The sequence below is a fragment of the Collinsella sp. AM20-15AC genome (genome assembly GCF_003471405.1).
GTDB lineage: Bacteria > Actinomycetota > Coriobacteriia > Coriobacteriales > Coriobacteriaceae > Collinsella.
In genome coordinates this window covers 1-20,951 of sequence record NZ_QRJA01000007.1, presented here as the reverse complement: position 1 = coordinate 20,951, position 20,951 = coordinate 1, and the positions used below count along the sequence as shown (strand labels likewise).

Sequence of the window (20,951 nt, the reverse complement as noted above, 5' to 3'; positions counted from 1 at the left end):
AACCGGTTTTGGGGCGTGGCTGTTGCGGAGCTCCTTTCCTGACACGATGATGTTGGGAGGTTTTGCTATGGCGCAGCGCGAACAACACGAACGAGTCAAAAAGATGGACCGCTGGGCGGGCAAACTGCTCGGTCATAAGGCAGTGGTGATGGCGATACTGGTCGTCATTGCGATGGCGAGTGGACTGGCAATGGCGAACTTTGGCGGCGGTGCCGGCGGTGTGTCGTTTGAGCGCACTGATGGTTCGGGCACGTTAGTGGAGCCGGGATCCGGCGATGCTTCGAGCGGAAAGACATCCGAAGGCTCTTCGCCTAAGGCGTCTGCCGCGGCAGAGGTCTATGTCGATGTTGATGGCGCCGTGGTGTCACCCGGTGTATATCGCCTCAAAGACGGGGCGCGGGTGGCTCAGGCGATTGATGCCGCCGGCGGGCTGGCGCCCGAAGCAGACGTTACGGGGCTTAATCGTGCATCCAAGGTCACTGATGGACAAAAAATTCACGTTCCAACGGTAGGGGAGCAGCAGGTGTCCATTGCGGAAGCCGGTGTTGATGGTGGGGCTTCCGCATCATCAGGCGTCGGTGGCGCAACAGGCCTAGTAAACATTAATACGGCAAGCTCGGCAGAGCTGCAGACGCTCTCGGGAATCGGTCCCTCAATGGCACAGTCGATTATCGATGAGCGGACAAAGAACGGTGCTTTTGCTTCGGTTGACGATTTGATGCGCGTGTCGGGAATCGGCGAGAAGAAACTTGCCAAAATCAAAGATTGCAACGGTGTACAAAGGGAACATAATAAAAAACTTAATAATGGACTGCCAATCTTACACAAAGTACCGCCCAAACGAGACTACGGGCGGTATTTTTGTATCATGGCGGAGAAAGGAGGAACTTCCCACGGGGGCTTGACTGAAAAGTTGAGCCTCTTTTTTCATGCCAAAAAACAGGAGGTAAATGCTTATGGCAGATGATAAAACCACAAAAACGCCGGAACAGCCGGTAACGGATAGCGGGCCGGGCAAGGAAACGCCTCCCGCTCCCCAAAAAGAGCCGGAGAAGGTTTCCGTTTCCCCGGAGCCGGAAAAAAAGACGGAACCAGAGGTAAAGACCCCACAGGTTTCTGTCTATAACTTCACTGAAATTATGAAGGAAAAGAAAGCCGAGGAACGGGCGGCAGCTCCCGGCGTGGAAAAGCCTGACCCGGCAAAAACGGAAAAATCGGAAAAGCAGCCGGAGGCTCCGAAGAAAGCGGAGGAAAAACCCAAAGAGCCGGAACAGCCGAAGCGCCGGGGCCGTCCCCCGAAAGAAGATAAGGACAAGGCCGCAGCCCCGAAGCCCAAAGCTCCTGCACAGAAACCGGAAAAGGCGGTCAAAAAGGAACCGGAGAAAAAAACGGCTCCAACGGTACAGGCCGCTCCCGCTCCGAAGGAATCCGAAAAGCCGAAGGATGCACCACGCCGGGGCAAGGAGCAGATCGTCTATATCAAGCTGAACGAACTCCACGCCTTTAAGAACCATCCCTTTGAGGTCCGGGATGATGAAGAAATGCGAGCTATGGTGTCCAGCGTCAAGGACAAGGGCGTTACCCAGCCTGCTATCGTCCGTCCCCGTGAGGATGGCGGCTATGAGATTGTGTCCGGCCACCGCCGCCAGAAGGCCAGCGAGCTTGCCGGATATGCGGATATGCCCTGTATTGTTCGCAATCTGACGGACGATGAAGCCATCACGCAGATGGTCGAGGACAATCTCAACCAGCGTGAAGAAATCCTCCCCAGTGAGCGGGCCAAAGCCTTGAAAATGCAGCTTGAGGCCATCAAGCACCAGGGCTCCCGCACTTCGGGCCAGATTGACCCGAAGGACGCAGGAAAACGCTCCAACGAAATTGTAGCCGAGCGCAATAAGATGGCGGTCAAGCAGGTGCAGCGGTATATCCGGCTCAATGAGCTGGTTCCCGACCTGATGAAGCTGATGGATGAAAAAAAGCTGGGCTTTACTACGGCGGTGGAGCTTTCCTATATCGGCAAGAAGAACCAGAACTATATCGCCGTCGCCATTGACAGCCAGCAGTCCTCGCCTTCACAGGCGCAGGCAAAGCGTATGCGTGAGCTGGACGAAAAGAAGCTGCTCAACGGGGATGTGATCGACGGCATTATGATGGAGGACAAAAAGGAGGTAGACAAAGTGATTTTGACAGGTGCGGAACTGAGCAAGTATTTCGGCAAGGAAACTACGCCGAGGGAAATGAAGGACCAGATCATCAAGCTGCTGGACGACTGGAAGGGTCAGCAGAAGGAACATGAAAAGCCGGAGAAGAAAACCGAACAGGAAAAGTAAGCCCAAACTTCGGGTCAGCATGGCACGAGGATTGCGGGGCTCTGCCCCGCGCCCCGAAGCTCTGGAGATATAAATTATTCCCCGTCGCCAGTTATTCCGTAGCATAGCCGGGAAAATCAGTCAAGGGCAGCGCCGCCGCAGGCGGTGCCAGAGGCACCCTTGACGGATTTCTCCCGGTTATGCTTTTTCCCGGTCAAGCGACGGGGATATAAATTCTCCAGAGCCGTTCCCCTTCCCGGGGGAAGGGGCGGAGGGGTTGGGCGAACTCTTGCTTTTCCCTAAACCAAAACAGAAATGGAGGCTCAACCAATGAAACGACCTTTAGCATACCTGACCGCCGCATGGAGCGGCGAGCCGGATGTTGATATGGAGCTGGCGGCCCACTACTGCCGTCTTGCTTATGAGGCGGGCTTTTCCCCGATCTGCCCGCTCTTGTATCTGCCGCTGTTTTTGAATGACAGCATTCCCGAGGAACACAAGGCCGGGATTGATATGCGCCGGGATATGCTGCGGCGCTCCCACACCCTGATTGTCTGCGGCAGCGCTGTGGACGAGGATGTAAAAAATGATATTGCGGTTGCCGGGCGGCTGGGCATTGCGGCGACCACACTGGAAGGGGTGCTTGCCGTGAAGGGACACGGCACCCCGGGCCATGCCGGACATTAAGCTGGGAAGCCTTTTCGACGGGATTGGCGTGTTCCCTCTGGCTGCTTCCCGGTGCGGTATCCGTCCGGTATGGGCCAGTGAGATTGAAAAAGCGCCCATCTCTATAACCAAAAGGCACTTTCCCGACATGGTGCATTTGGGGGATATTACGAAGGTGGACGGCGGGAAAATCCCGCCGGTTCATGTAATTACCTTCGGTTCCCCCTGTCAGAACCTTTCTCTGATCGGCAACCGCTCCGGCCTTGCCGGGGCAAAATCAAGCCTGTTCTATCAGGCGTTTCGTATCATACAGGAAATGAGGGATGCTACTGATAACCTATATCCAGCTATCGCTGTTTGGGAAAACGTCATGGGAGCGTTTTCTACAAATGACCGGATGGACTTTAGAGCCGTCTTATCCGCCTTCTCGGACACCGAAGTTCCAATGCCTCCTTCGGGAAGATGGGGAAACGCCGGAATGGTGCGAGGGGGAACGCCTGATGTGTGCTGGCGACTCATGGACGCCCAGTATTGGGCAGGCTCCCGAAGGCTGGCACGAAGGCAGCGGATTTTCGTCGTGGCGGATTTTGGAGGCAGACGTGCCGCAGACATACTATTTAAGCCCCGTCCAATGCTCCCACTTTCTCCGCCTTGCGGAGAGGGCGGGTGGGCCGCCGCCGAAGGAGATCGAACAGCTTCTTTTGAAACAGGGCGGCAGATACCAGTCATCCACCCCTTTCAGTGCTTCCGTATGCGGGGAGCGGCAAAAAGGCAGGAAGAAACGGCCTTCCGAAACAGCTTCGGATTACCAACTGACCCTTTTCCCACTCTTTTAGCCAGTGATGTAACGCCCTTTGCCTTCTGGTATGAGGGCGACCCGAAGGGCGGCTGTATCCGTTTTCTGACGGAAACGGAAAGCGAACGGCTGATGGGGCTGCCAGAGGGCTGGACAAAGTACGGGGCGGACGGCGTGGAGATCCGGCCTCTGCAACGCTACAAGGCACTGGGAAACGCGATTGCCCTCCCTTGCGCCGATTACATTATGGCCGGGATTTATGAGGTGCTGGCTGACCGGGCCGGAAAGGAGGAATGAGCCCATGTTTGAAGCCTATATAACCAATACAGCCCTATACCCCTTAATGGGGATTGAGGTAGGGACAACGGTACATTTCCCCATGACGACACAGGAGTTGCAGGCCGCCCTTGCCAAAATCGGGATAGACGGGAAACGGTACAGCGAAGTGTTCTTTACCAGCTTTGACAGTGATGTGCTGGGGCTCTACGATTATCTCTACGAATGTGAGAACATCGACGAGCTGAACGAGCTGGGCCACGCCCTGCTGGAAGTACGGGATAAGGGCGGACTGGAAACCTTTGAAGCCGCTCTTGTCTTGGGAAACCACACAAGGAGCGTGAAGGATTTGATAAACCTGACGCAGAACCTTGACCTTTACCGCTTTTACCCGGATATTTCCGATGATGAAGGGCTGGGCCGTCTTTACGCCGACGAGCTTGGGACTATCGACATACCGGAGCACATTCAGAACTACTTCGATTATGAGGCATACGGGCGGGATGTGCGTATCAACGAGGGCGGCGTATTCGCTCCCGGTGGGTATGTGTCGGCAGTCCCGGAGGGCTTCAAGGAGTATTACCACGGGCCGCAGGACATTCCGCCGGAACACCGGATATTTGCCTATCCTGAAAAGGCCGAGCCTGTCCACTCCATTCTCGCTACACTCAAACGGTTTCAAGAAGCCCCACCCGCTCCGAAAAAGGACAAGACGGAGACTTCCCATGAAGAACGGTAAGACTTCGGGCCAGCATGGCCCGAAGCATGAAGGAGGTGCATACCATCAACTATTACCCTATCAATGAAGGGGCCGCCCGCCGGGCAAAAGAAATGAACAGCTTTTCCGACTACAAGGAAGGGAGCGCAACGGCGGAATACCGGGCAATGGTGGACAAGGCCGCCGCCATAGCGGAACAGCAGAAATCCCGGGTGGACCCCATGTACCATGAGAAGATCGACCATCTGTTAGACACCTACGCCCGCAAGCTGGCCGAAAACATGAACCAGGGCTTTGCCATTGACGCAAGGGTTCCCTCTGTGATGATCGCCGGACCTGCCAATTTCCCGGTGGGAAAGAAGGAAAAACAGAACCGGGCGCGGGACAGCAACATGGAGGAATGGCGGCATATTCAAGGGCTGCTGGATAAGATACGCAGCACCGGCATGGGCGGGATCAGCGCCGATGACCCGGCAGCGATTGAAAAGCTCCAGAAGAAGCTGGACGGGCTGGAACGCTCCCAGCTCATTATGAAGGAGGTCAACGCCTATTACCGCAAGCATGGCAAGCTGGACGGCTGTGCGCTGCTGTCGCTGGACCAGATTGAAAAGCTGAAAGCAAGCATGGCGTCAAGTTGGCGAAGCGACCCGAGGCCCTTTGAAAGCTACCAGCTAACCAACAACAATGCGGAGATCCGCCGGGTAAAGGCCCGTATCGAACAGCTTTCCAAACAGGCACAGCAGGAATTTTCCGGCTGGGAGTTCGATGGGGGTCGTGTGGAAATGAACCGGGAGGACAACCGCTTGCAGGTGTTCTTTGACGGAAAGCCTGACGCGGACACCCGGGCCGAGCTGAAAAGCAGCGGCTTTCGTTGGGCTCCCAGCGTGGGCGCATGGCAGAGGCAGCTCACAGACAACGCCATCCGGGCGGCTGACCGTCTGGAATGTATCAAGCCGCTGTCCGGCGAAAAGCCCTCTATCTTGCAGACCATGCGGGAACAGGGCGAAAAAGTCCAGACGGAGCCGGAAAAGAAAGCTCCGTCCGGCAGAGATGCCGAGCGGTAAGCCTCGGGCCACATTGGCCCGAGGTTTTCTGTTCCCCGAGATTGTACGGGGGCCTCCCGGATAGCGGGAACCCCGACGGAAAGGAGGTTTTATGCAGGAAGAAGTAAACCAAAAAACGGTTGCCCTTTCAATCAGGACAACGAAGCTCACGGGAAAAGTGCTGGCTGCCGCTCTTGGGAAGGTAGCGCGGGCGCTGCAAAAGCACCACCGGAAGGCGCTGACCCCGCAGGGACGCCAGAGTGTAAAAAAGCTGATGAACCACTATGGCGGCAAAAGCGCCATGCCCTATGTGGGAGCCCCAAAGGATTTTGACCGGATCGCAAAGGAGTTCCATGTGGACTACGCTTTCCATAAAGTGAGCCCCGGTCATTACCTGCTGTTCTTCAAAGCCAATCAGGCGGACGCTATCACGGCGGCCTTCCAGAAGTACAGCGCAAAGGTGCTGAACAAAGAGCAGGACAAGGCTTCCATCCTCGGCCAGCTTCGGAAATTCACGGAGCAGATCAGGACGCAGGCAAAGGAAAAGCAGCGAACCAGAGAGGCGGTGAAGGACGGACGTTGAGTGACAAGATTAGAAAATATGTGCTCCCAAACCTGCCGTACCTCTTTGTGTTCTGGTTCTTCTCCAAAATCGGGACGGCATACCGGATCGCCCCCGGCACAGACTTCGGGACAAAGCTCATGGGGATGCTCGATACCTTCCCCAAAGCCTTTGAAACCTACTGGCCGGGGCTGGGAGGTATTGACCTGCTGGTGGGCCTTGCCGGTGCGGCTGGGGTGTATCTGCTGATACAGTCAAAGATCAGGCAGGCGAAAAAATTCCGGCGGGATGCAGAGTACGGCACTGCCCGCTTTGGAACAAAGGAGGATATAAAGCCGTTTGTAGACCCTAAATTTCAGAACAATGTCATTCTGACCGGGACGGAGTTCCTTACCATGAACACCCGTCCGAAGATACCCGCCAATGCCCGGAACCTAAACGCCTGTGTCATCGGATCGTCCGGCTCGGGAAAGACAAGGTTCTGGTTGACCCCGCAGCTCCTTCAAGCCCATTCCTCGTATGTGGTGGTAGACCCGAAGGGCGGCACTCTCGACCAGTGCGGGCGGTTTCTGCAACGGGAGAAATACAGGGTGCGGGTGTTCAACAGTATCGACTTTTCAAAATCCATGCACTACAATCCGCTGGCCTATATCAAGACGGAAAGCGATGTTTTGAAATTTGTTACCGCCCTGATTGCCAACACCAAAGGCGACGGCAAGGAGGGCGACGAGTTCTGGACAAAAGCAGAAACCCTCTTGTACTGTGCCCTTGTGGCCTACATCGTCTTTGAGGGGCCGGAGGAAGAACGCAACATGAATACGCTGGTGGAAATGATAAACAGCATGGAAGTCCGGGAGGATGACGAAACCTTCAAAAACGCGGTGGACTATATGTTTGACGGGCTGGAACGCCGCAGCCCCCAGCACTTCGCCGTGAGGCAGTATAAGAAATACAAGCTCGCCAGCGGCAAGACAGCCAAAAGCATCTTGATTTCCTGCGGTGCAAGACTGGCTCCCTTTGATATTCCCCAGCTTCGGGAGATCATGTCTTATGACGAGCTGGAGCTTGATAAGCTGGGGGACGAAAAATCGGCGCTGTTCTTCCTTATCAGCGACACGGACACCACCTACAACTTTTTGGTTGCCCTTGCTTTCTCGCAGATGTTCAACCTTCTGTGTGAACGTGCTGACAACACCTATGGCGGGCGTCTGCCCTACCATGTGCGGGTGCTGTGGGACGAGGCTGCCAACACCGGGCAGGTGCCGGGGCTGGAAAAAATTGTGGCCGTCATCCGCTCCCGGGAGATTAGCCTGACGCTCTTTTATCAGGCTATGAGCCAGTGCAAGGCATTGTACAAAGACCATTCCGAAACCATCATGGGCAACATGGACAGTATCGTATTCCTCGGAGGCCGGGAGGCTTCCACCCTAAAGGATATTTCGGAAAACTGGCTGGGCAAGGCCACCATCTCTATGCAGACCGAGGGCCGAAGCCGTGGACAGTCTGAAAGTTACAGCCAGAATATGCAGCGGCTTGGCCGGGAGCTGATGACCACCAGCGAGATCACCACCATGCCCGGGGATAAATGTATCTTGCAGCTTCGGGGGCTCCCGCCCTTCCTGTCCCCGAAGTATGACTTGAAAAAGCACCCGAATTACAAGTACACAGCCGAATTTGATAAAAAGAAAAACGCCTTCCGCTTGGAAAGCCTGTTCCGCCACCGGCCATTGAGACTAAAGCCGGAGGACGAATACACGGTGTACGAAGTGGACGGCTCCGACACGGACGAAGAAGCTGACCTGTTGAACTTCGATGATCTGGACAGCGACGAGTTTGTGTAACTTCGGGCCATGATGACCCGAAGCGCCGCCGATGTGGGCGGCTTTTTTTGTACCCAAAACCATCAAACAAACAAAATGGAGGAACGTATATGGAATTTTTCAATCAGGCAATCGACATTCTCAAAATTCTGGTTATGGCTCTTGGTGCCGGTCTGGCGGTATGGGGCGTCATCAACCTTCTGGAAGGTTACGGGTCGGACAACCCTGCGGCAAAATCACAGGGCATTAAGCAGCTCATGGCTGGCGGCGGTGTCGTTCTGATCGGTCTTCAGCTTATCCCTCTGCTGTCCGGCCTGTTCAGCTAAGTGTCACCCGTTGTCCCTTTTCCAGAAAAGGAGCTGATGTATGGACTTTATCATCGACGCAATCGTTGAATGGCTGAAAGGTCTGCTCGTCGATGGTATCATGGGAAATCTGGATGGCCTTTTCGATAACGTCAATCAGAGCGTTGGCGAGATCGCCACACAGGTAGGCACGACCCCGGCGGACTGGAACGCCGGGGTCTTTTCCATGATACGACAGATCTCTGAAACTGCCATCCTGCCAATCGCCGGGGTCATCCTCACTTTTGTAATGACTTATGAGCTGATACAGATGCTCATAGAACGCAACAACCTCCATGAAGTTGACACATGGATGTTTTTTAAGTGGGTGTTCAAAACCTTTGTGGCTGTGATGATCCTGACGAACACCTTCAATATCGTGCTGGCGGTCTTTGATGTGAGCCAGCATGTGATACAGCAGTCAGCGGGCATTATCCAGAACGGGACAGAGATCACGCCGGATGTGCTGGACAGTTTGCGGACAGAGCTTGAGGCGATGGAGTTAGGTCCTCTGTTCGGACTCTGGCTACAATCCTTCCTGATCCAGCTTACCATGATTGCCTTAAACATCGTGATCTTCGTCATCGTATATGGCCGTATGATTGAAATTTATTTACTCACAAGTTTAGCGCCTATCCCGTTTGCCACAGTCCCCAACAGGGAAACCGGACACATGGGGCAGAACTATTTCCGCTCCCTCTTTGCAGTAGGCTTTCAAGGCCTATTGATTTTAGTCTGTGTCGCCATCTATGCGGTGCTGATCCAGAGTATCGCCACCGACGGCGACCCCATCGGGGCAATCTGGGGCTGTGTGGGATATACGGTGCTGCTGTGTTTTACCTTATTCAAAACAGGCAGTCTTGCAAAATCCATCTTCGGCTGCCATTAAAAGACTTCGGGCCATGCTGACCCGAAGAGGAAAGGAGGCGGTATGCCTCGGCGTTACAAACAGGGTGCGGACGGACAGCCGCACCCGGCTTTCTACGGAAAGCTCCCCGAAGAATTTTCTAAAGCAGACACCATGCGCTTTATGGTGGAAACCGATCTGAAACTGTCCGGGTGCGTATCGGCGGACACGCTGGCGGCACTCCGGGCGGAAGGCTATGACTACAAGGACGGGAACCTTGTTCCCGCCGGAAAGGAGGAAACCATGCAGGAAAAGGTTGCAAACACCACCCCGGCCGCACCGTTGAAGCTGGATGTAAGCGTGCGGGTCATCGAACCTGTGAAAAATCTGATGGGCTTTGCCAGCGTGAAATTCAATGACTGTTTTGTGGTGGAAAATCTGAAAATCGTACAGGGCAGCAAGGGGCTCTTTCTTGGGATGCCCAGCCAGCCAGACGGCAAAGGCGGCTACCGGGATATGGCCTACCCTGTCACAAAGGAGTTCCGGGAACAGCTCAACACCGCTGTTCTGCAAGCCTATGAGGCAAAGCTGGAACAGATGGCGGAGCGCGGCTCTGTGGGGCGTGCGTCCATTAGCGACCAACTCAAAGCCGGAAAAGCGGCTGCCGAACAGGCAAAGGCAGAACGGCCTCCGAAGGAAAAGCCCAGCCGCAGCGCAGAGCGTTGACCTCGGGCCATGCTGGCCCGAAGCAGAAAGGAGGCGGGAACCATGCCACGCAAACGGACGGGCTATGACGCGGCCTGCTATTACGACGGAAAACTGCTGGGCCGCTGTACCAAAGCGGACAGCGACGCCTATACCCTGTTGATGAACGCCTGCGGCGGGGAGGCCGCCCGGGTCCTGCGGGAATATGCCTATTTTTCCCCGGAACTGAAAGCCATCTTAGAAAAGGCGGCGCTCATGCAAGCGGACCGGAGCCGGACGGGCGGAATGTTCCATGCGCCGAAAAGTTCCCCGTGGGGCGAGGTGCAGAGCTGTGAAACCCTCTGTCCGGGGGTGTTTCTGGTATCTACCGCCAGCCACGGCGGAACGATGGTGGCAAATGAGGTAGCCGCCGTCCTCTCCCCAGCGGCGAAAAAGTGCGGCTTCAAGGATAAGGGCTATATCTGCTATGAGGAGGACGCACAGGAAAGTGTGGTGCTCCGGGAGCTGCTGGACAAAAAACTGTGGAACATCCCTGACCGCATTAAGGACAAAGGACAGTTTGAAGAAAAGCTCAATCAGTCCATCCGGCAGTATAATCCCGAATACTGGCGGGCAAGGCAGAGCGGACGAGAAGCCGTCGAAGCTGCCCGCAGCACAGCCCCGGCCAAAGAAGCCGCAAGATAACCTCGGGCCATGCTGGCCCGAAGCAATAAAGGAGGTGTACCAAAATGGCCTATGTGCCAGTACCAAAAGACCTTTCCAAAATCAAGACAAAGCTGGCCTTCAACCTAACGAAGCGCCAGCTTGTTTGTTTTTCCAGCGCGGCGGCGGTGGGCCTCCCGGCTTACCTGTTTTCCCGTGGCAGTATCGGGAACAGTGCCGCCATGTTCCTGATGATCGGCCTCATGCTCCCGTTCTTCTTTCTGGCTATGTATGAACGAGACGGTCTGCCGCTGGAAAAAGTGCTGAAAAACATCATCCGCACCCGGTTCCTCTATCCCCGTGTGCGGCCTTACAAAACCGAAAACTTCTATGCGCTGCTTAGCGCCAGAAAGGAGGCGCAGCCGATTGCAAAACAGCAGAAGGGCCGGAAAGCCCGCAGGCAAAAAGCCTGAAAAGCAGAGCCTTCTCGGCCTGTTCACAAAGGGAAAGAACATTCCCACCACCGCCCAGCAGACCCTCCCTTACCGGGAAATGTACCGGGACGGGGTGTGCCGGGTAGCGGACCGCTATTACACCAAGACCATTGAATACGAGGACATCAACTACCAGCTCGCACAGTCCGAAGATCAGGCGGCCATCTTTGACGGGTGGAGCGCCTGCCTCAACTACTTTGATAGCAGCCTTCCGTTCCAGCTTTCCTTCCTCAACCACCGGAGCCGCCCGGGCAGCCGGTACAGCGTGAACATCCCCATGCAGGACGATGATTACAACAGCGTCCGGTGTGAGTATGTGGAAATGCTGGAAAACCAGATCGCCAAAAGCAACAACGGCATTGTCCGCACAAAGCTCCTGACCTTCGGCGTGAATGTGGACGACCTTTCCACCGCCAGGGCAAGGCTGGAACGTGTAGAGGCGGACATTTGCGGGAACTTCAAAAAGCTGGGCGTCAAGTGCCGATCCCTTTCGGGGCTGGAACGGCTGGAGCTTCTTCACGGGCAGCTCCACCCCGGCAGCGGCTCCCCCTTCCGGTTTTCATGGGATATGATCCCCAAAACCGGGCTTTCCACCAAAGACTTTATCGCCCCGGACAGTTTCGATTTCCGTTTCAGCCGACTGTTCCGGGTGGGGACGACCTGGGGCGCTGCCTCCTACTTGCAGATTTTGGCCTCGGAGCTCTCGGACAAGCTGCTGGCGGAGCTTTTGGAAATGGATGCGGAAATGACCATCACCCTCCATATCCAGACCGTCGATCAGGCCGCCGCCGTAAAATCCATCAAGGCCAAAGTCTCCGACATTGACAAGATGAAGGTGGAGGAACAAAAGAAGGCAGCCCGGTCAGGGTACGACATGGACATACTTCCACCCGACCTTGTAACGTACAGCAACGACGCAAAGACCCTCTTGGAAGATTTACAGAGCCGGAATGAGCGAATGTTCCTTCTGACCTTCCTTGTGGTAAACATGGCCCCGACCCGCCGGGAGCTGGACAATGATCTGTTCACGGTGTCGGGTATCGTCCAGAAATACAACTGCACCTTGAAGCGGCTGGACTTCCAGCAGGAGGATGGTTTTCTTTCCAGCCTTCCGCTGGGCCATAACGGCATTGAGATCAAGCGCGGCATGACCACCAGCTCCACGGCTATTTTCGTTCCCTTTATGACGCAGGAGCTCCGCATGGACGGCGAGGCCGTCTATTACGGGCTCAACGCTCTTTCCCATAACGTCATCATGGCAAACCGGAAAAAGCTCAAAAACCCCAACGGCCTGTTCCTCGGCGTGCCGGGTTCCGGCAAATCCTTTGCCGCAAAGCGGGAGCTTGTGAATGTGTTCCTTGCCACCCGTGACCGGATCATTGTGGTGGACCCGATGGGCGAATACTCGCCCCTTATCAAGCGGCTGGGCGGACAGGTCATCGAGATCGCCCCGGACAGCCCCCACCACATCAATCCGATGGACATTGACCTGAGCTTTGACGAGGAAAACCCGATGGCGCTGAAAGCCGACTTTATCCTGTCACTGATGGAGCTGATCGTTGGCGGCAAGGATGGCTTGCAGCCGGTGGAGCGGACCGTCATTGACCGCTGTGTGCGCCAGATGTACCGGGAACACTTGCAGGACCCGGAAACAAGCAAAATGCCGACCCTCCAAACCCTGTATGACCTGCTCTGTTCCCAGCCGGAGGGCGAGGCGGTACGGCTGGCAACTGCCCTTGAAATCTATGTGTCGGGTTCCCTTAACGTGTTCAACCATGAAACCAATGTGGACCTGAACCGCCGTCTGGTATGCCTTGACTTAAAAAAGCTGGGGGCCGGACTTCGGACGATTGCCATGCTCATTATGCAGGACTTGGTAAACTCGCAGGTGTCCATGAATTTCCTGCGCGGTATCGCTACATGGTGCTACTTCGACGAATTTCATGTGCTGCTCCGTGACCGTCTGACGGCAAGCTATTGTGTGGCGATCTGGAAAATGCTGCGAAAAAAAGGGTGCGTTCCCAGTGCTTTAACGCAGAACGTAAAGGATTTTCTGGCAAGCCCGGAGATTGAGAACATCTTTGAAAACTCGGACTTCCTTGTGCTGCTCTCGCAGGCACAGGGGGACCGGCAGATTTTAGCCAAACAGCTTGGGATCAGCCCCCACCAGCTTTCCTATGTGACCCATACCAATTCCGGCGAAGGGCTGCTGTTCTTCGGGAACACCACCATCCCGTTTGTTGACCGCTTCCCGCAGAACACCGAGCTGTACGCCATTATGACCACCCGCCCGGAGGACAAAAAACAGGAAATGAACCGGGCATAACACACTTCGGGCCATGATGGCCCGAGGTTTGGAAAGGAGGGATACATCATCGGAAAGAAACCGGACAAACGGAATTTTCAAAGGCCGGGGCCGACGGAGGATACCGGGAGCAATCGCCCCGGACCGGCTGAACGGGAAGGGCCTTCCCCCGCACCATCCCGACGCCTGCGGTTTAAGGACGAGGATACCGGGCAGGACAGTCCTTCGGGCCACAATGGCCCGAAGTCCAAAAGCGGTAAGTTTCAAGAGGACAGCCGGAAAAGCCGTCCCTCTGACCGCATGAGGCAGGAAGATGAAGCGGGCGGGCCGCAGGATACCGGCAAGGCACAGGAGCCGGAGGGCTCCGCCGAGAAGGCCGGGAGCAAAAAGGACAAGTACCAGAAAGCACAGGCAAAAGCGGAACACGCCGGGGAAAAGCTGGGAAAGGCCCGGGAGAAACTGGACAAGATCGAGGCAAAACGGGCAGCGAAGAAGCCGCCGGGGCTTGCAAAAAAGGCAGTCCGGGGAGCCCGTACAGAAGCGTGGTTCTATGTCCACAACAAGATACACGAGGTTGAGCATGAAAATGTGGGTGTGGAAGGAGCCCATAAATCCGAGCTGGCCGCAGAGGCCGGAGCCCGGAAACTGACCCGCTATGCCAAATGCCGCTGGCGGGAACACCCAGCCCGGAAGGTGGCAAAGTGGGAACGGAAGGACATAAAAGCCCGGGCCAATGTGGATTTTCAAAAGATGGCCTCCGAGCACCCGGAACTTGCCAGCAATCCGCTTTCCCGTGTGCAGCAGAAATGGAAACTGAAACGCCGGTATTCCAAAGAAGCAAAGGCGGCTGCAAAACAGGGCGCAAAGGCCGCAAAGAAAACCGCTGCCGCTTCGGGAACTGCGACCCGTCGGGCGGCGCAGTTTGTGACCCGTCATCCCGTGGCGGTGCTGGTCCTGCTCCTGCTGTTGCTGCTCTGTTTTCTTGTGTCGGCGGTAAGCTCCATCTTTCCCACGCTTGGCAGCGGCCTTGCCAATGCGTTATCCGGCACCTCCTACGCCTCGGAGGATACGGACCTGCTGGGCGTGGACGAGGACTACACGGCACTGGAAAACGAGCTGGCGCAGACGGTAGCGAACATCGAAAGCACCCATCCCGGCTATGACGAGTACCGCTATTCCGTGGACGAGATCGGCCATAACCCCTATGAGCTGGCATCCTATCTCTCGGCAAAGTACCATGTGTATTTCCGGGAACAGGTGCAGGACGAACTGCGGGAGATCTTCGAGGCACAGTATGAGCTGACCTTGACGGAGGAAGTCGAGATACGCTACCGCACCGAAACCAGCACCGACCCGGAGACCGGGGAAACCACCACCGAGGAAGTCCCCTATGAGTATTACATCTTAAATGTGACCCTCACAAACAAGACGCTGCCCGCCGTGATCCTGCCGAGGCTTAACGAACAGCAGCGGGAAATCTACACCGTTATGCAGCAGCTCAAAGGCAACAAACCCTATCTGTGGGAAGGGATTTACAACGGCGGCGAAGATACCGGCCCCAGCTATGAGATACCCGGCGAGGCGCTGGATGACCCGGCTTTTGCGGCGCTCATGGAAGAAGCCACAAAGTACATCGGCTGGCCCTATGTGTGGGGCGGCTCCAGCCCGTCCACCTCCTTTGACTGTTCGGGCTTTGTCTGCTGGGTGTACACGGCCAGCGGCGTCCACAACCTGCCCCGTACCACGGCGCAGGGCATTTATAACCAGTGCGCTATCATTTCCCCCTCCGAGGCAAAGCCCGGCGACATTATCTTTTTCACGGGAACCTATGACAGCCCCGGCCCTGTGTCCCATGTGGGGATTTATGTGGGCGACGGGATGATGCTCCATTGTGGTTCGCCCATCCAATACGCAAACATCAATTCAAGCTACTGGCAGACACATTTCTATGCCTTCGGGCGTTTGTGAGCCAGAGGAAAGGAGTCCTTGCATGAACAAGATCGACAAGCTCGATAAGGAATTGGAAAAAGCCCGGGAGAAGGCTGCCGAATGGCAGGCAAAAATCCGGGAGCTGGAAAAGCAGAAACAGGAGGAAGAAAACAGCCAGATCGTGCAGGCGGTGCGCTCGCTCAAACTGACCCCCGCCCAGCTTATGGCTTTTCTGAATGACCCCAAAAACAGCCTTACCGCTTCGGGCCATACTGACCCGAAGCCGGAGGCACCCGAAAAGGAGGACACAGCCCATGAAGAAAATTAAATACCGCAGGCTGGCGGCGATGGCTGCCAGCCTTTTGTGTTGCCTGAGCTTTACGGTCCCGGCCTACGCTCAGAGCAGCGAGCCGCAGCCGGAGACAACGCCCGCCCCGGTGGAAACCGAAGCGGAGCCGGAAACCCAGAACCCCTTTACCCCGGACGGGACGGGAACCGTGGTGGACAACGCCACCGACGCGGATGGAAAGGAGTTCTACACCATCACGACCGCAGACGAGAGCGTGTTTTATCTGGTGATCGACAAACAGAAAACCAGCGAGAACGTCTATTTCCTCAATACCGTTACCACAGACGACCTTCTTCCTCTTGCCGAACAGGGTAAGGAACCGCCCAAAGAAGTGACCCCGGAGCCAGAGCCAAAGCCCACCGAACCGGTGGAGGAAGTACCGGAACCCGAGCCGGAGAAAAAGGACAGCCCCCTTCTCTCTCTGCTCCTGATCGGTGCGGTGGTGCTGGCCGGCGGTGGGATTGGTTACTATTTCAAGATTTACAAGCCGAAGCATGAGGCCCCGGATTTGGAAGATGATTACTGCGAATATGAGGACGGGGAGCTGGAGGAGATCGCAGAGGAACCCGAGGACGAAGATACCCCGCCGTGGGAGGAAGATACGGAGGAATGAGAATGAATTTTACAAGCAGCCCTTTTGAACGAATGATGAAGGAAGTACCGCACCCCGGCTGGGACAATGACGACCCTTGTAAGGGATGCCGTTATTACAAGGAGTGCAAAGGAAAGAAAAAACAGTGCCGGAAGAAGTTCCGGGCGCTGATCGTGGAGCCCCGCCCTTCGGGCCATCGTGGCCCGAAGTCTTAAATGGACGCCCGGGAGCTGACCCGTGACGAGAAGAAGAAAATCCGTACTCTGGTCACGGGGATGTGCGCCAACTATGACCGGGAAAGCGGCCTGTGCCTTCCTCTTGACTGTGCCTGCTATATGCTGCACAAGTGCTGGACAGGGGCGTACTGCCGTTATTTCCGTGAGGCTGTCCTGCCTCTTAACCCGGAGCTTCAAGCGTCGTTGACAACGGAAGGCATCTCCCCGGAGCTGCGAGCCTGTGCGGTCTGCGGAAAGGCGTTTTTGCCCGAGGGGCGTCAAGCCTACTGTTCCGACGCCTGCAAGGCCGAAGGGAACCGCCGAAAAAGCCGGGAACGCATGAGGAAAATGCGGGAGAAAAGGCCGGGCGGCTGTTACGATTTGCCGCCTCCAAAGGCTTGACATTCCGGGCTTTTTTGAGGGTGTTTCCGGGGTGGGAATATCTTATTACATTTCTCCCCGGTCTGCCCTCTTATTTCGTAACATCCAGCACTTCGGGTCATGTTAGCCCGAGGCACAGAAAGGAGGTATCTCTTGGAGACAGTACAAGGATATGTGATTTTGAAAGCTGCCACCTTTGAAACCGGACACGGCTTTGCGCTGGGGCATAATCCGGGAGCGCCGAGCCCCTTTGTGACCTGGCAGTTTACCGAGGGGGAAAACGGCCATCGGGATTACTACTGGGGTCGCTATGGAACCAGTCAGGCATGGGCGCAGAGGGACTTTGACCGCCGGGTGGACGACTATCAGCAGTTTTACCATGCGGCGGTCAAGCATACCGAGCTGGGACCGGAGGGCGTTTACCGCTATTATTCCACCCAGCGGCCCGTGGACATAGGAACTTACCCGAAGCCGCCGGATAACCAGCCTCTTTCCATCGTCAACTACGATGATGACAGGCGGCGTCCTGTGGCAGACGGCAGGCTGATGGCATGGGGCGAACTGACCTACGCAAAGCCGCTGACCGAAAAGCAGATGGAGGATTATGAGCTGAAACCAGCACCGGGCAATCCTGACCGGGTGCGCCCATCCATTACTGCCCGGCTCAAAGATGAAACCAGAGGGCAGGAACCCCCGAAGGAGCCCGGCCAGAAGCGGAGCCATAAAAACCATGAGGAACGATAAAGGAGGATCGCCATGCACGAAAAAGACAACTATCTGAAAACCGCCGAGCTCTCCACAGAGCAGAACTGCAACATGATCGACGGCGTACCCAACAACACGCCCATCCCGCCCACGCCCCCGGAGCTGGACGCAAAACCGCTTGATAAGGTAAAGGAACCCAAAGAGCGCCGGAAAGGCCGGGAGCTGGAACGCTGATGGAGAACCGCAAGCGGAATGTCCATCTGCACGTCATGGTAACGCCGGACGAGCTGGCAGCCATCCATGAACGGATGGCTGAGGCGGGCATTTCCAACGCCGGGGCTTATGTACGGAAAATGGCTCTGAATGGGTATATCCTGCACATCGACCTTGCGCCCGTAAAAGAGCTGATCTCTCTGCAACGGCGCTGTTCTAACAATCTCAATCAGGTTGCCATACACGCACATACCTATGGCGTGTACCCGGAGGAAATCGACGGATTGAAGCGGGACTATGAAAAGCTGTGGGGCGAGGTGTCAAAGGTGCTGCGGGAGCTCTCCGAGCTGGTGGCAAAGTAAGACGAGGGCGGCAGGCTTCCGTTGCGGGGCTTGCCGCCCTGCTCTTTTTTTACCACTTCGGGCCAGTATGACCCGAAAGTTTGGGACAGGATTTACTAATCTTTCGCAACATTTATGTCCCCGGGCAGGCATGATAAAATAGAGGTAGGAAGGATAGATAAAGGAGGTTTTGAAGATGAAGATACTGCTGAAAATATTGGTTGCTCCCTTTGCTTTAGCGTTGTCCCTTCTGGCGGCTCTGCTGGTGTTCCTATTTGATATTTGTGCCGTCCTGCTGACGATTGCCTCTGTGATCCTGACGGTGCTGGGTGTCGCTCTCTTTTTCACGCCGACGCCCATAGGCGGGATTGTATTTCTGTTTCTTGCCTTCCTTCTTTCGCCGTATGGACTGCAAGCGGCGGCGGGCTCCCTTCTTTGGGCGCTGGACGGAGGCAAATCCGCTCTGTACCGGTTTCTGGCAAGTTAAGCAGCCTCGGGCCATACTGGCCCGAAGTCGGGGCGGTCTGAATGGGCCGCCCCTTTCTCATGGAAAGGAGGAATGATTTTTGGCTACCACAACTTTGTTACAGCGCCATGCGGGCGAAGGCGAAACGATTGCTGAGGCTATCCGGGATTGTCTGGACTATGGCAAGGACCCGGAGAAAACAGAAAGCGGAAAGTATATCTCCGCTTATGAATGTGATCCGGCCACCGTGGCGGACGAGTTCCTTTTGGCAAAGGCCAGCTATGCCGCTATGACGGGCCGGGAACAGAAGAAAGAAAATAATGTGCTGTGCTATCAGATACGACAATCCTTCTATCCGGGCGAGATCACCCCGAAGGAGGCGAACCGTATCGGCTATGAGCTGGCTATGCGCTGGACAAAGGGGCGGCACGCTTTTATCGTTACCACGCACACCGATAAGCAGCACATCCATTGTCACATTTATTACAACTCCACCACCCTTGACTGCACCCGGAAATTCCGAAATTTTTGGGGCTCCAGCTTCGCCCTTCGGCGGCTCTCTGACAGGCTGTGCCTTGAAAACGGGCTATCCATCGTGGAGAACCCAAAGCCCCGGAGCAAGGGCAAGTATCGGAACTATGGAGAGTGGCAGAAAGACCGGAAAGGGCCGCTTTCCTATCAGGACAGGCTGCGCCTTGCCATTGATACTGCGTTGGCGGAACGCCCCGCTGATTTGGACGAATTTCTCAATTTGATGAAGCGGGCCGGGTATGAGGTCAAGACGGTTCGGGGCGGCGGTATCAGCTTCCGGCTGACCGGGCAGGGACAGGAACGCTTCACCCGTCTGCGTGCCTCCACGCTGGGGGACGGCTACGACTTGCAAGATGTTCTGTCCGCCATTGAGGGCAAAGAAAAACGCCCCGGGCGCTCGGAGCGGAAAATCAGTCTGGCGGTGGATATTCAAGCAAAGCTGGCTGCCGGTAAGGGGCCGGGATATGAACGCTGGGCGAAGGTATTTAACATTAAGCAGATGGCCGCCGCTCTTGCCTATATACAGGACAATAACCTGACCGATTATGAGCAGTTGGCGAAGAAAGCCACCGAGGCGGCAGACCGTTTCCATGTTATTTCCGAACAGGTCAAGCAGACGGAGCAGGCCATGAAAACCAATGCCGGGCTAAAGGCCGCAACGGTTCAGTATGCCAAAACCCGCCCAGTCTTTGAGCAGTATAAGGCGACGAAGTACAGCCGGAAATTCCTTGCGGAGCATGAGGCCGACCTTGAACTGTACCGGGCTGCACAAGCGGAAATGCGCTCTCTGCTGGGCGGGGCGAAGCTCCCTAAAATGGATGTGCTGAAGGAGGAAGGCCGCAAGCTCACAGCAAAGAAAAAACAGCTCTATGGAGAATACCAGAAGGCACGACGGGATATGCAGGAGATCGTCACGATCAAGGCGAACATTGACACTCTGATGGGCTACACCGAACCGGGAAGAAAGCAGGAAAAGGAGCGTTAAGGTTATGAAAACAAGGAGCAAAGCGACGCTGACACTTCGGGCCATGTTGGCCCGAAGATACGGGTTTGGGGCGAGCCCCAACAAGCCGCCTTTGTGCCACTTGTGGCCACAGAGGCATTACTTGCCACTTAGCGGCAGCCCCTAAAATGGCGCAAAAAAACAGAGGCCCTTATTCTGGAACCTCCGTTTCTCTGGCTTTCTTAATGCCCTCGGCTGTGGCTTCTATCACGACAAGCTCTTTTTCATTCATGGAGTTTAGAAGTACATCAATGTGCTTTCTGCAAGAGCTTGACCTTGCCCCTCCGTCCGCATGAATAAATTGGTCAACTGAAACGTCAAACATGGTAATGAGTTTAACAAAAAGGTCGAAACTGGGATACTGACCTTTGTTCTCAATATTCATAATGGTACGGGAGTCACGGTCTACTAATTCCGCAACATAGGCTTGTGTCCAGCCCTTTTCTTCTCTGGCTCTTTTGAGAGCCGCCCCGAGGCCGTGAAAGTCAAACCTTCTTTCATCTTGGTTCATTCTCATATCACCCTATATCATTGTACATTTCGGGTTGGATTATGAAAATGTAATGAAATATGATGTAAGGTGGTATTTCATTTCCGCTATGTTTTCTTGAACCTTGAAAACACAAACATCCATTCATTCATTGACATTATTTTTGGCTCTGTTAGACCAAGGTTGACATAAAAACGATGTCACCGCGA

At 55.4% G+C, this 20,951-nt stretch carries 24 protein-coding genes; 23 read left to right on the top strand and 1 reads right to left on the bottom strand.

From position 1 onward, the window contains the following. Positions 1 to 67 precede the first annotated feature (67 nt). The 23 genes from DW233_RS03510 to DW233_RS03390 all read left to right on the top strand — a co-directional run bounded on the left by DW233_RS03510 (position 68) and on the right by DW233_RS03390 (position 20,234). Complete coding sequence (locus tag DW233_RS03510; protein ID WP_158567796.1) at positions 68 to 967, top strand: helix-hairpin-helix domain-containing protein; 900 nt, start codon at positions 68 to 70, stop codon at positions 965 to 967. Next, entirely contained in the window at positions 957 to 2,330 is a 1,374-nt protein-coding gene (locus DW233_RS03505; RefSeq protein ID WP_199574572.1) for a ParB/RepB/Spo0J family partition protein, read from the top strand. The genes DW233_RS03510 and DW233_RS03505 overlap by 11 nt, the downstream gene beginning before the upstream one ends. A 309-nt stretch (positions 2,331 to 2,639) precedes the next feature. Then, positions 2,640 to 2,996: a hypothetical protein gene (locus DW233_RS03500; protein WP_199574571.1), complete on the top strand. Its 357-nt coding sequence runs from the start codon at positions 2,640 to 2,642 to the stop codon at positions 2,994 to 2,996. Then, positions 2,983 to 4,068 carry a DNA cytosine methyltransferase gene (locus DW233_RS03495; protein WP_118266729.1) on the top strand — a complete coding sequence of 362 codons (1,086 nt, stop codon included), beginning with the start codon at positions 2,983 to 2,985 and terminating at the stop codon, positions 4,066 to 4,068. The genes DW233_RS03500 and DW233_RS03495 overlap by 14 nt, the downstream gene beginning before the upstream one ends. A gap of 4 nt (positions 4,069 to 4,072) precedes the next feature. Beyond that, positions 4,073 to 4,786, top strand: coding sequence for an antirestriction protein ArdA (locus DW233_RS03490; protein ID WP_117762132.1), 714 nt, complete (start codon positions 4,073 to 4,075; stop codon positions 4,784 to 4,786). 26 nt (positions 4,787 to 4,812) lie between these two features. Continuing rightward, the gene (locus DW233_RS03485; RefSeq protein ID WP_233547929.1) at positions 4,813 to 5,829 is read left to right on the top strand and encodes a hypothetical protein; all 1,017 of its coding nucleotides are present in this window, start codon (positions 4,813 to 4,815) and stop codon (positions 5,827 to 5,829) included. Positions 5,830 to 5,920: 91 nt separating this feature from the next. Then, the gene (locus DW233_RS03480; protein WP_015567070.1) at positions 5,921 to 6,391 is read left to right on the top strand and encodes a PcfB family protein; all 471 of its coding nucleotides are present in this window, start codon (positions 5,921 to 5,923) and stop codon (positions 6,389 to 6,391) included. Further along, the gene (locus tag DW233_RS03475) at positions 6,388 to 8,211 is read left to right on the top strand and encodes a VirD4-like conjugal transfer protein, CD1115 family (RefSeq protein WP_021425361.1); all 1,824 of its coding nucleotides are present in this window, start codon (positions 6,388 to 6,390) and stop codon (positions 8,209 to 8,211) included. The genes DW233_RS03480 and DW233_RS03475 overlap by 4 nt, the downstream gene beginning before the upstream one ends. Before the next feature lie 89 nt (positions 8,212 to 8,300). Then, the gene (locus DW233_RS03470) at positions 8,301 to 8,516 is read left to right on the top strand and encodes a Maff2 family mobile element protein (protein WP_016306504.1); all 216 of its coding nucleotides are present in this window, start codon (positions 8,301 to 8,303) and stop codon (positions 8,514 to 8,516) included. Between the two features lie 40 nt (positions 8,517 to 8,556). Then, positions 8,557 to 9,423 (top strand): VirB6/TrbL-like conjugal transfer protein, CD1112 family, encoded by an 867-nt coding sequence (locus DW233_RS03465; RefSeq protein WP_005927637.1) that lies wholly within the window; start codon positions 8,557 to 8,559, stop codon positions 9,421 to 9,423. A 42-nt stretch (positions 9,424 to 9,465) separates the two neighbouring features. After that, positions 9,466 to 10,107, top strand: a complete 642-nt coding sequence (locus DW233_RS03460) for a septation protein SpoVG family protein (protein ID WP_015567066.1) — start codon at positions 9,466 to 9,468, stop codon at positions 10,105 to 10,107. A 42-nt stretch (positions 10,108 to 10,149) separates the two neighbouring features. Next, positions 10,150 to 10,770 (top strand): hypothetical protein, encoded by a 621-nt coding sequence (locus tag DW233_RS03455; protein WP_199574570.1) that lies wholly within the window; start codon positions 10,150 to 10,152, stop codon positions 10,768 to 10,770. Between the two features lie 44 nt (positions 10,771 to 10,814). Continuing rightward, positions 10,815 to 11,201 (top strand): PrgI family protein, encoded by a 387-nt coding sequence (locus tag DW233_RS03450; RefSeq protein WP_003500106.1) that lies wholly within the window; start codon positions 10,815 to 10,817, stop codon positions 11,199 to 11,201. Next, the gene (locus DW233_RS03445; RefSeq protein ID WP_370448033.1) at positions 11,119 to 13,548 is read left to right on the top strand and encodes a VirB4-like conjugal transfer ATPase, CD1110 family; all 2,430 of its coding nucleotides are present in this window, start codon (positions 11,119 to 11,121) and stop codon (positions 13,546 to 13,548) included. The genes DW233_RS03450 and DW233_RS03445 overlap by 83 nt, the downstream gene beginning before the upstream one ends. A gap of 279 nt (positions 13,549 to 13,827) precedes the next feature. After that, positions 13,828 to 15,495: a CD1108 family mobile element protein gene (locus DW233_RS03435; protein WP_118266725.1), complete on the top strand. Its 1,668-nt coding sequence runs from the start codon at positions 13,828 to 13,830 to the stop codon at positions 15,493 to 15,495. Positions 15,496 to 15,517: 22 nt separating this feature from the next. Then, on the top strand, positions 15,518 to 15,784 hold the full coding sequence (locus tag DW233_RS03430; RefSeq protein WP_005927622.1) for a DUF4315 family protein: 267 nt from the start codon (positions 15,518 to 15,520) through the stop codon (positions 15,782 to 15,784). Then, positions 15,771 to 16,418, top strand: coding sequence for a DUF4366 domain-containing protein (locus DW233_RS03425; protein WP_025543445.1), 648 nt, complete (start codon positions 15,771 to 15,773; stop codon positions 16,416 to 16,418). Before DW233_RS03430 ends, DW233_RS03425 begins: the two co-directional genes overlap by 14 nt. Before the next feature lie 194 nt (positions 16,419 to 16,612). Continuing rightward, the gene (locus DW233_RS03415; RefSeq protein ID WP_050005650.1) at positions 16,613 to 17,014 is read left to right on the top strand and encodes a cysteine-rich VLP protein; all 402 of its coding nucleotides are present in this window, start codon (positions 16,613 to 16,615) and stop codon (positions 17,012 to 17,014) included. A gap of 99 nt (positions 17,015 to 17,113) precedes the next feature. Further along, positions 17,114 to 17,737 carry a hypothetical protein gene (locus tag DW233_RS03410; RefSeq protein WP_050005651.1) on the top strand — a complete coding sequence of 208 codons (624 nt, stop codon included), beginning with the start codon at positions 17,114 to 17,116 and terminating at the stop codon, positions 17,735 to 17,737. A 12-nt stretch (positions 17,738 to 17,749) separates the two neighbouring features. Beyond that, positions 17,750 to 17,932 carry a DUF4316 domain-containing protein gene (locus DW233_RS03405; RefSeq protein ID WP_003500078.1) on the top strand — a complete coding sequence of 61 codons (183 nt, stop codon included), beginning with the start codon at positions 17,750 to 17,752 and terminating at the stop codon, positions 17,930 to 17,932. After that, positions 17,932 to 18,273, top strand: coding sequence for a plasmid mobilization relaxosome protein MobC (gene mobC, locus DW233_RS03400; protein WP_012741672.1), 342 nt, complete (start codon positions 17,932 to 17,934; stop codon positions 18,271 to 18,273). Before DW233_RS03405 ends, mobC begins: the two co-directional genes overlap by 1 nt. Positions 18,274 to 18,448: 175 nt before the next feature. Next, complete coding sequence (locus DW233_RS03395; protein WP_005927606.1) at positions 18,449 to 18,739, top strand: CD1845 family protein; 291 nt, start codon at positions 18,449 to 18,451, stop codon at positions 18,737 to 18,739. A gap of 79 nt (positions 18,740 to 18,818) precedes the next feature. Further along, positions 18,819 to 20,234, top strand: coding sequence for a relaxase/mobilization nuclease domain-containing protein (locus tag DW233_RS03390; protein WP_008401432.1), 1,416 nt, complete (start codon positions 18,819 to 18,821; stop codon positions 20,232 to 20,234). Positions 20,235 to 20,403: 169 nt separating this feature from the next. Here the strand turns inward: DW233_RS03390 and DW233_RS03385 are convergent, their stop codons facing one another. Further along, positions 20,404 to 20,769, bottom strand: a complete 366-nt coding sequence (locus DW233_RS03385; RefSeq protein WP_004064252.1) for a helix-turn-helix transcriptional regulator — start codon at positions 20,767 to 20,769, stop codon at positions 20,404 to 20,406. Positions 20,770 to 20,951: the final 182 nt, after the last annotated feature.

Coding starts and splice junctions, on each gene's coding strand:
- DW233_RS03510 (WP_158567796.1), top strand. CDS start 68: ATGGCGCAGCGCGAACAACACGAACGAGTCAAAAAGATGGACCGCTGG.
- DW233_RS03505 (WP_199574572.1), top strand. CDS start 957: ATGGCAGATGATAAAACCACAAAAACGCCGGAACAGCCGGTAACGGAT.
- DW233_RS03500 (WP_199574571.1), top strand. CDS start 2,640: ATGAAACGACCTTTAGCATACCTGACCGCCGCATGGAGCGGCGAGCCG.
- DW233_RS03495 (WP_118266729.1), top strand. CDS start 2,983: ATGCCGGACATTAAGCTGGGAAGCCTTTTCGACGGGATTGGCGTGTTC.
- DW233_RS03490 (WP_117762132.1), top strand. CDS start 4,073: ATGTTTGAAGCCTATATAACCAATACAGCCCTATACCCCTTAATGGGG.
- DW233_RS03485 (WP_233547929.1), top strand. CDS start 4,813: ATGAAGGAGGTGCATACCATCAACTATTACCCTATCAATGAAGGGGCC.
- DW233_RS03480 (WP_015567070.1), top strand. CDS start 5,921: ATGCAGGAAGAAGTAAACCAAAAAACGGTTGCCCTTTCAATCAGGACA.
- DW233_RS03470 (WP_016306504.1), top strand. CDS start 8,301: ATGGAATTTTTCAATCAGGCAATCGACATTCTCAAAATTCTGGTTATG.
- DW233_RS03465 (WP_005927637.1), top strand. CDS start 8,557: ATGGACTTTATCATCGACGCAATCGTTGAATGGCTGAAAGGTCTGCTC.
- DW233_RS03460 (WP_015567066.1), top strand. CDS start 9,466: ATGCCTCGGCGTTACAAACAGGGTGCGGACGGACAGCCGCACCCGGCT.
- DW233_RS03455 (WP_199574570.1), top strand. CDS start 10,150: ATGCCACGCAAACGGACGGGCTATGACGCGGCCTGCTATTACGACGGA.
- DW233_RS03450 (WP_003500106.1), top strand. CDS start 10,815: ATGGCCTATGTGCCAGTACCAAAAGACCTTTCCAAAATCAAGACAAAG.
- DW233_RS03445 (WP_370448033.1), top strand. CDS start 11,119: ATGCGCTGCTTAGCGCCAGAAAGGAGGCGCAGCCGATTGCAAAACAGC.
- DW233_RS03435 (WP_118266725.1), top strand. CDS start 13,828: ATGAGGCAGGAAGATGAAGCGGGCGGGCCGCAGGATACCGGCAAGGCA.
- DW233_RS03430 (WP_005927622.1), top strand. CDS start 15,518: ATGAACAAGATCGACAAGCTCGATAAGGAATTGGAAAAAGCCCGGGAG.
- DW233_RS03425 (WP_025543445.1), top strand. CDS start 15,771: ATGAAGAAAATTAAATACCGCAGGCTGGCGGCGATGGCTGCCAGCCTT.
- DW233_RS03415 (WP_050005650.1), top strand. CDS start 16,613: ATGGACGCCCGGGAGCTGACCCGTGACGAGAAGAAGAAAATCCGTACT.
- DW233_RS03410 (WP_050005651.1), top strand. CDS start 17,114: ATGTTAGCCCGAGGCACAGAAAGGAGGTATCTCTTGGAGACAGTACAA.
- DW233_RS03405 (WP_003500078.1), top strand. CDS start 17,750: ATGCACGAAAAAGACAACTATCTGAAAACCGCCGAGCTCTCCACAGAG.
- mobC (WP_012741672.1), top strand. CDS start 17,932: ATGGAGAACCGCAAGCGGAATGTCCATCTGCACGTCATGGTAACGCCG.
- DW233_RS03395 (WP_005927606.1), top strand. CDS start 18,449: ATGAAGATACTGCTGAAAATATTGGTTGCTCCCTTTGCTTTAGCGTTG.
- DW233_RS03385 (WP_004064252.1), bottom strand. CDS start 20,769: ATGAGAATGAACCAAGATGAAAGAAGGTTTGACTTTCACGGCCTCGGG.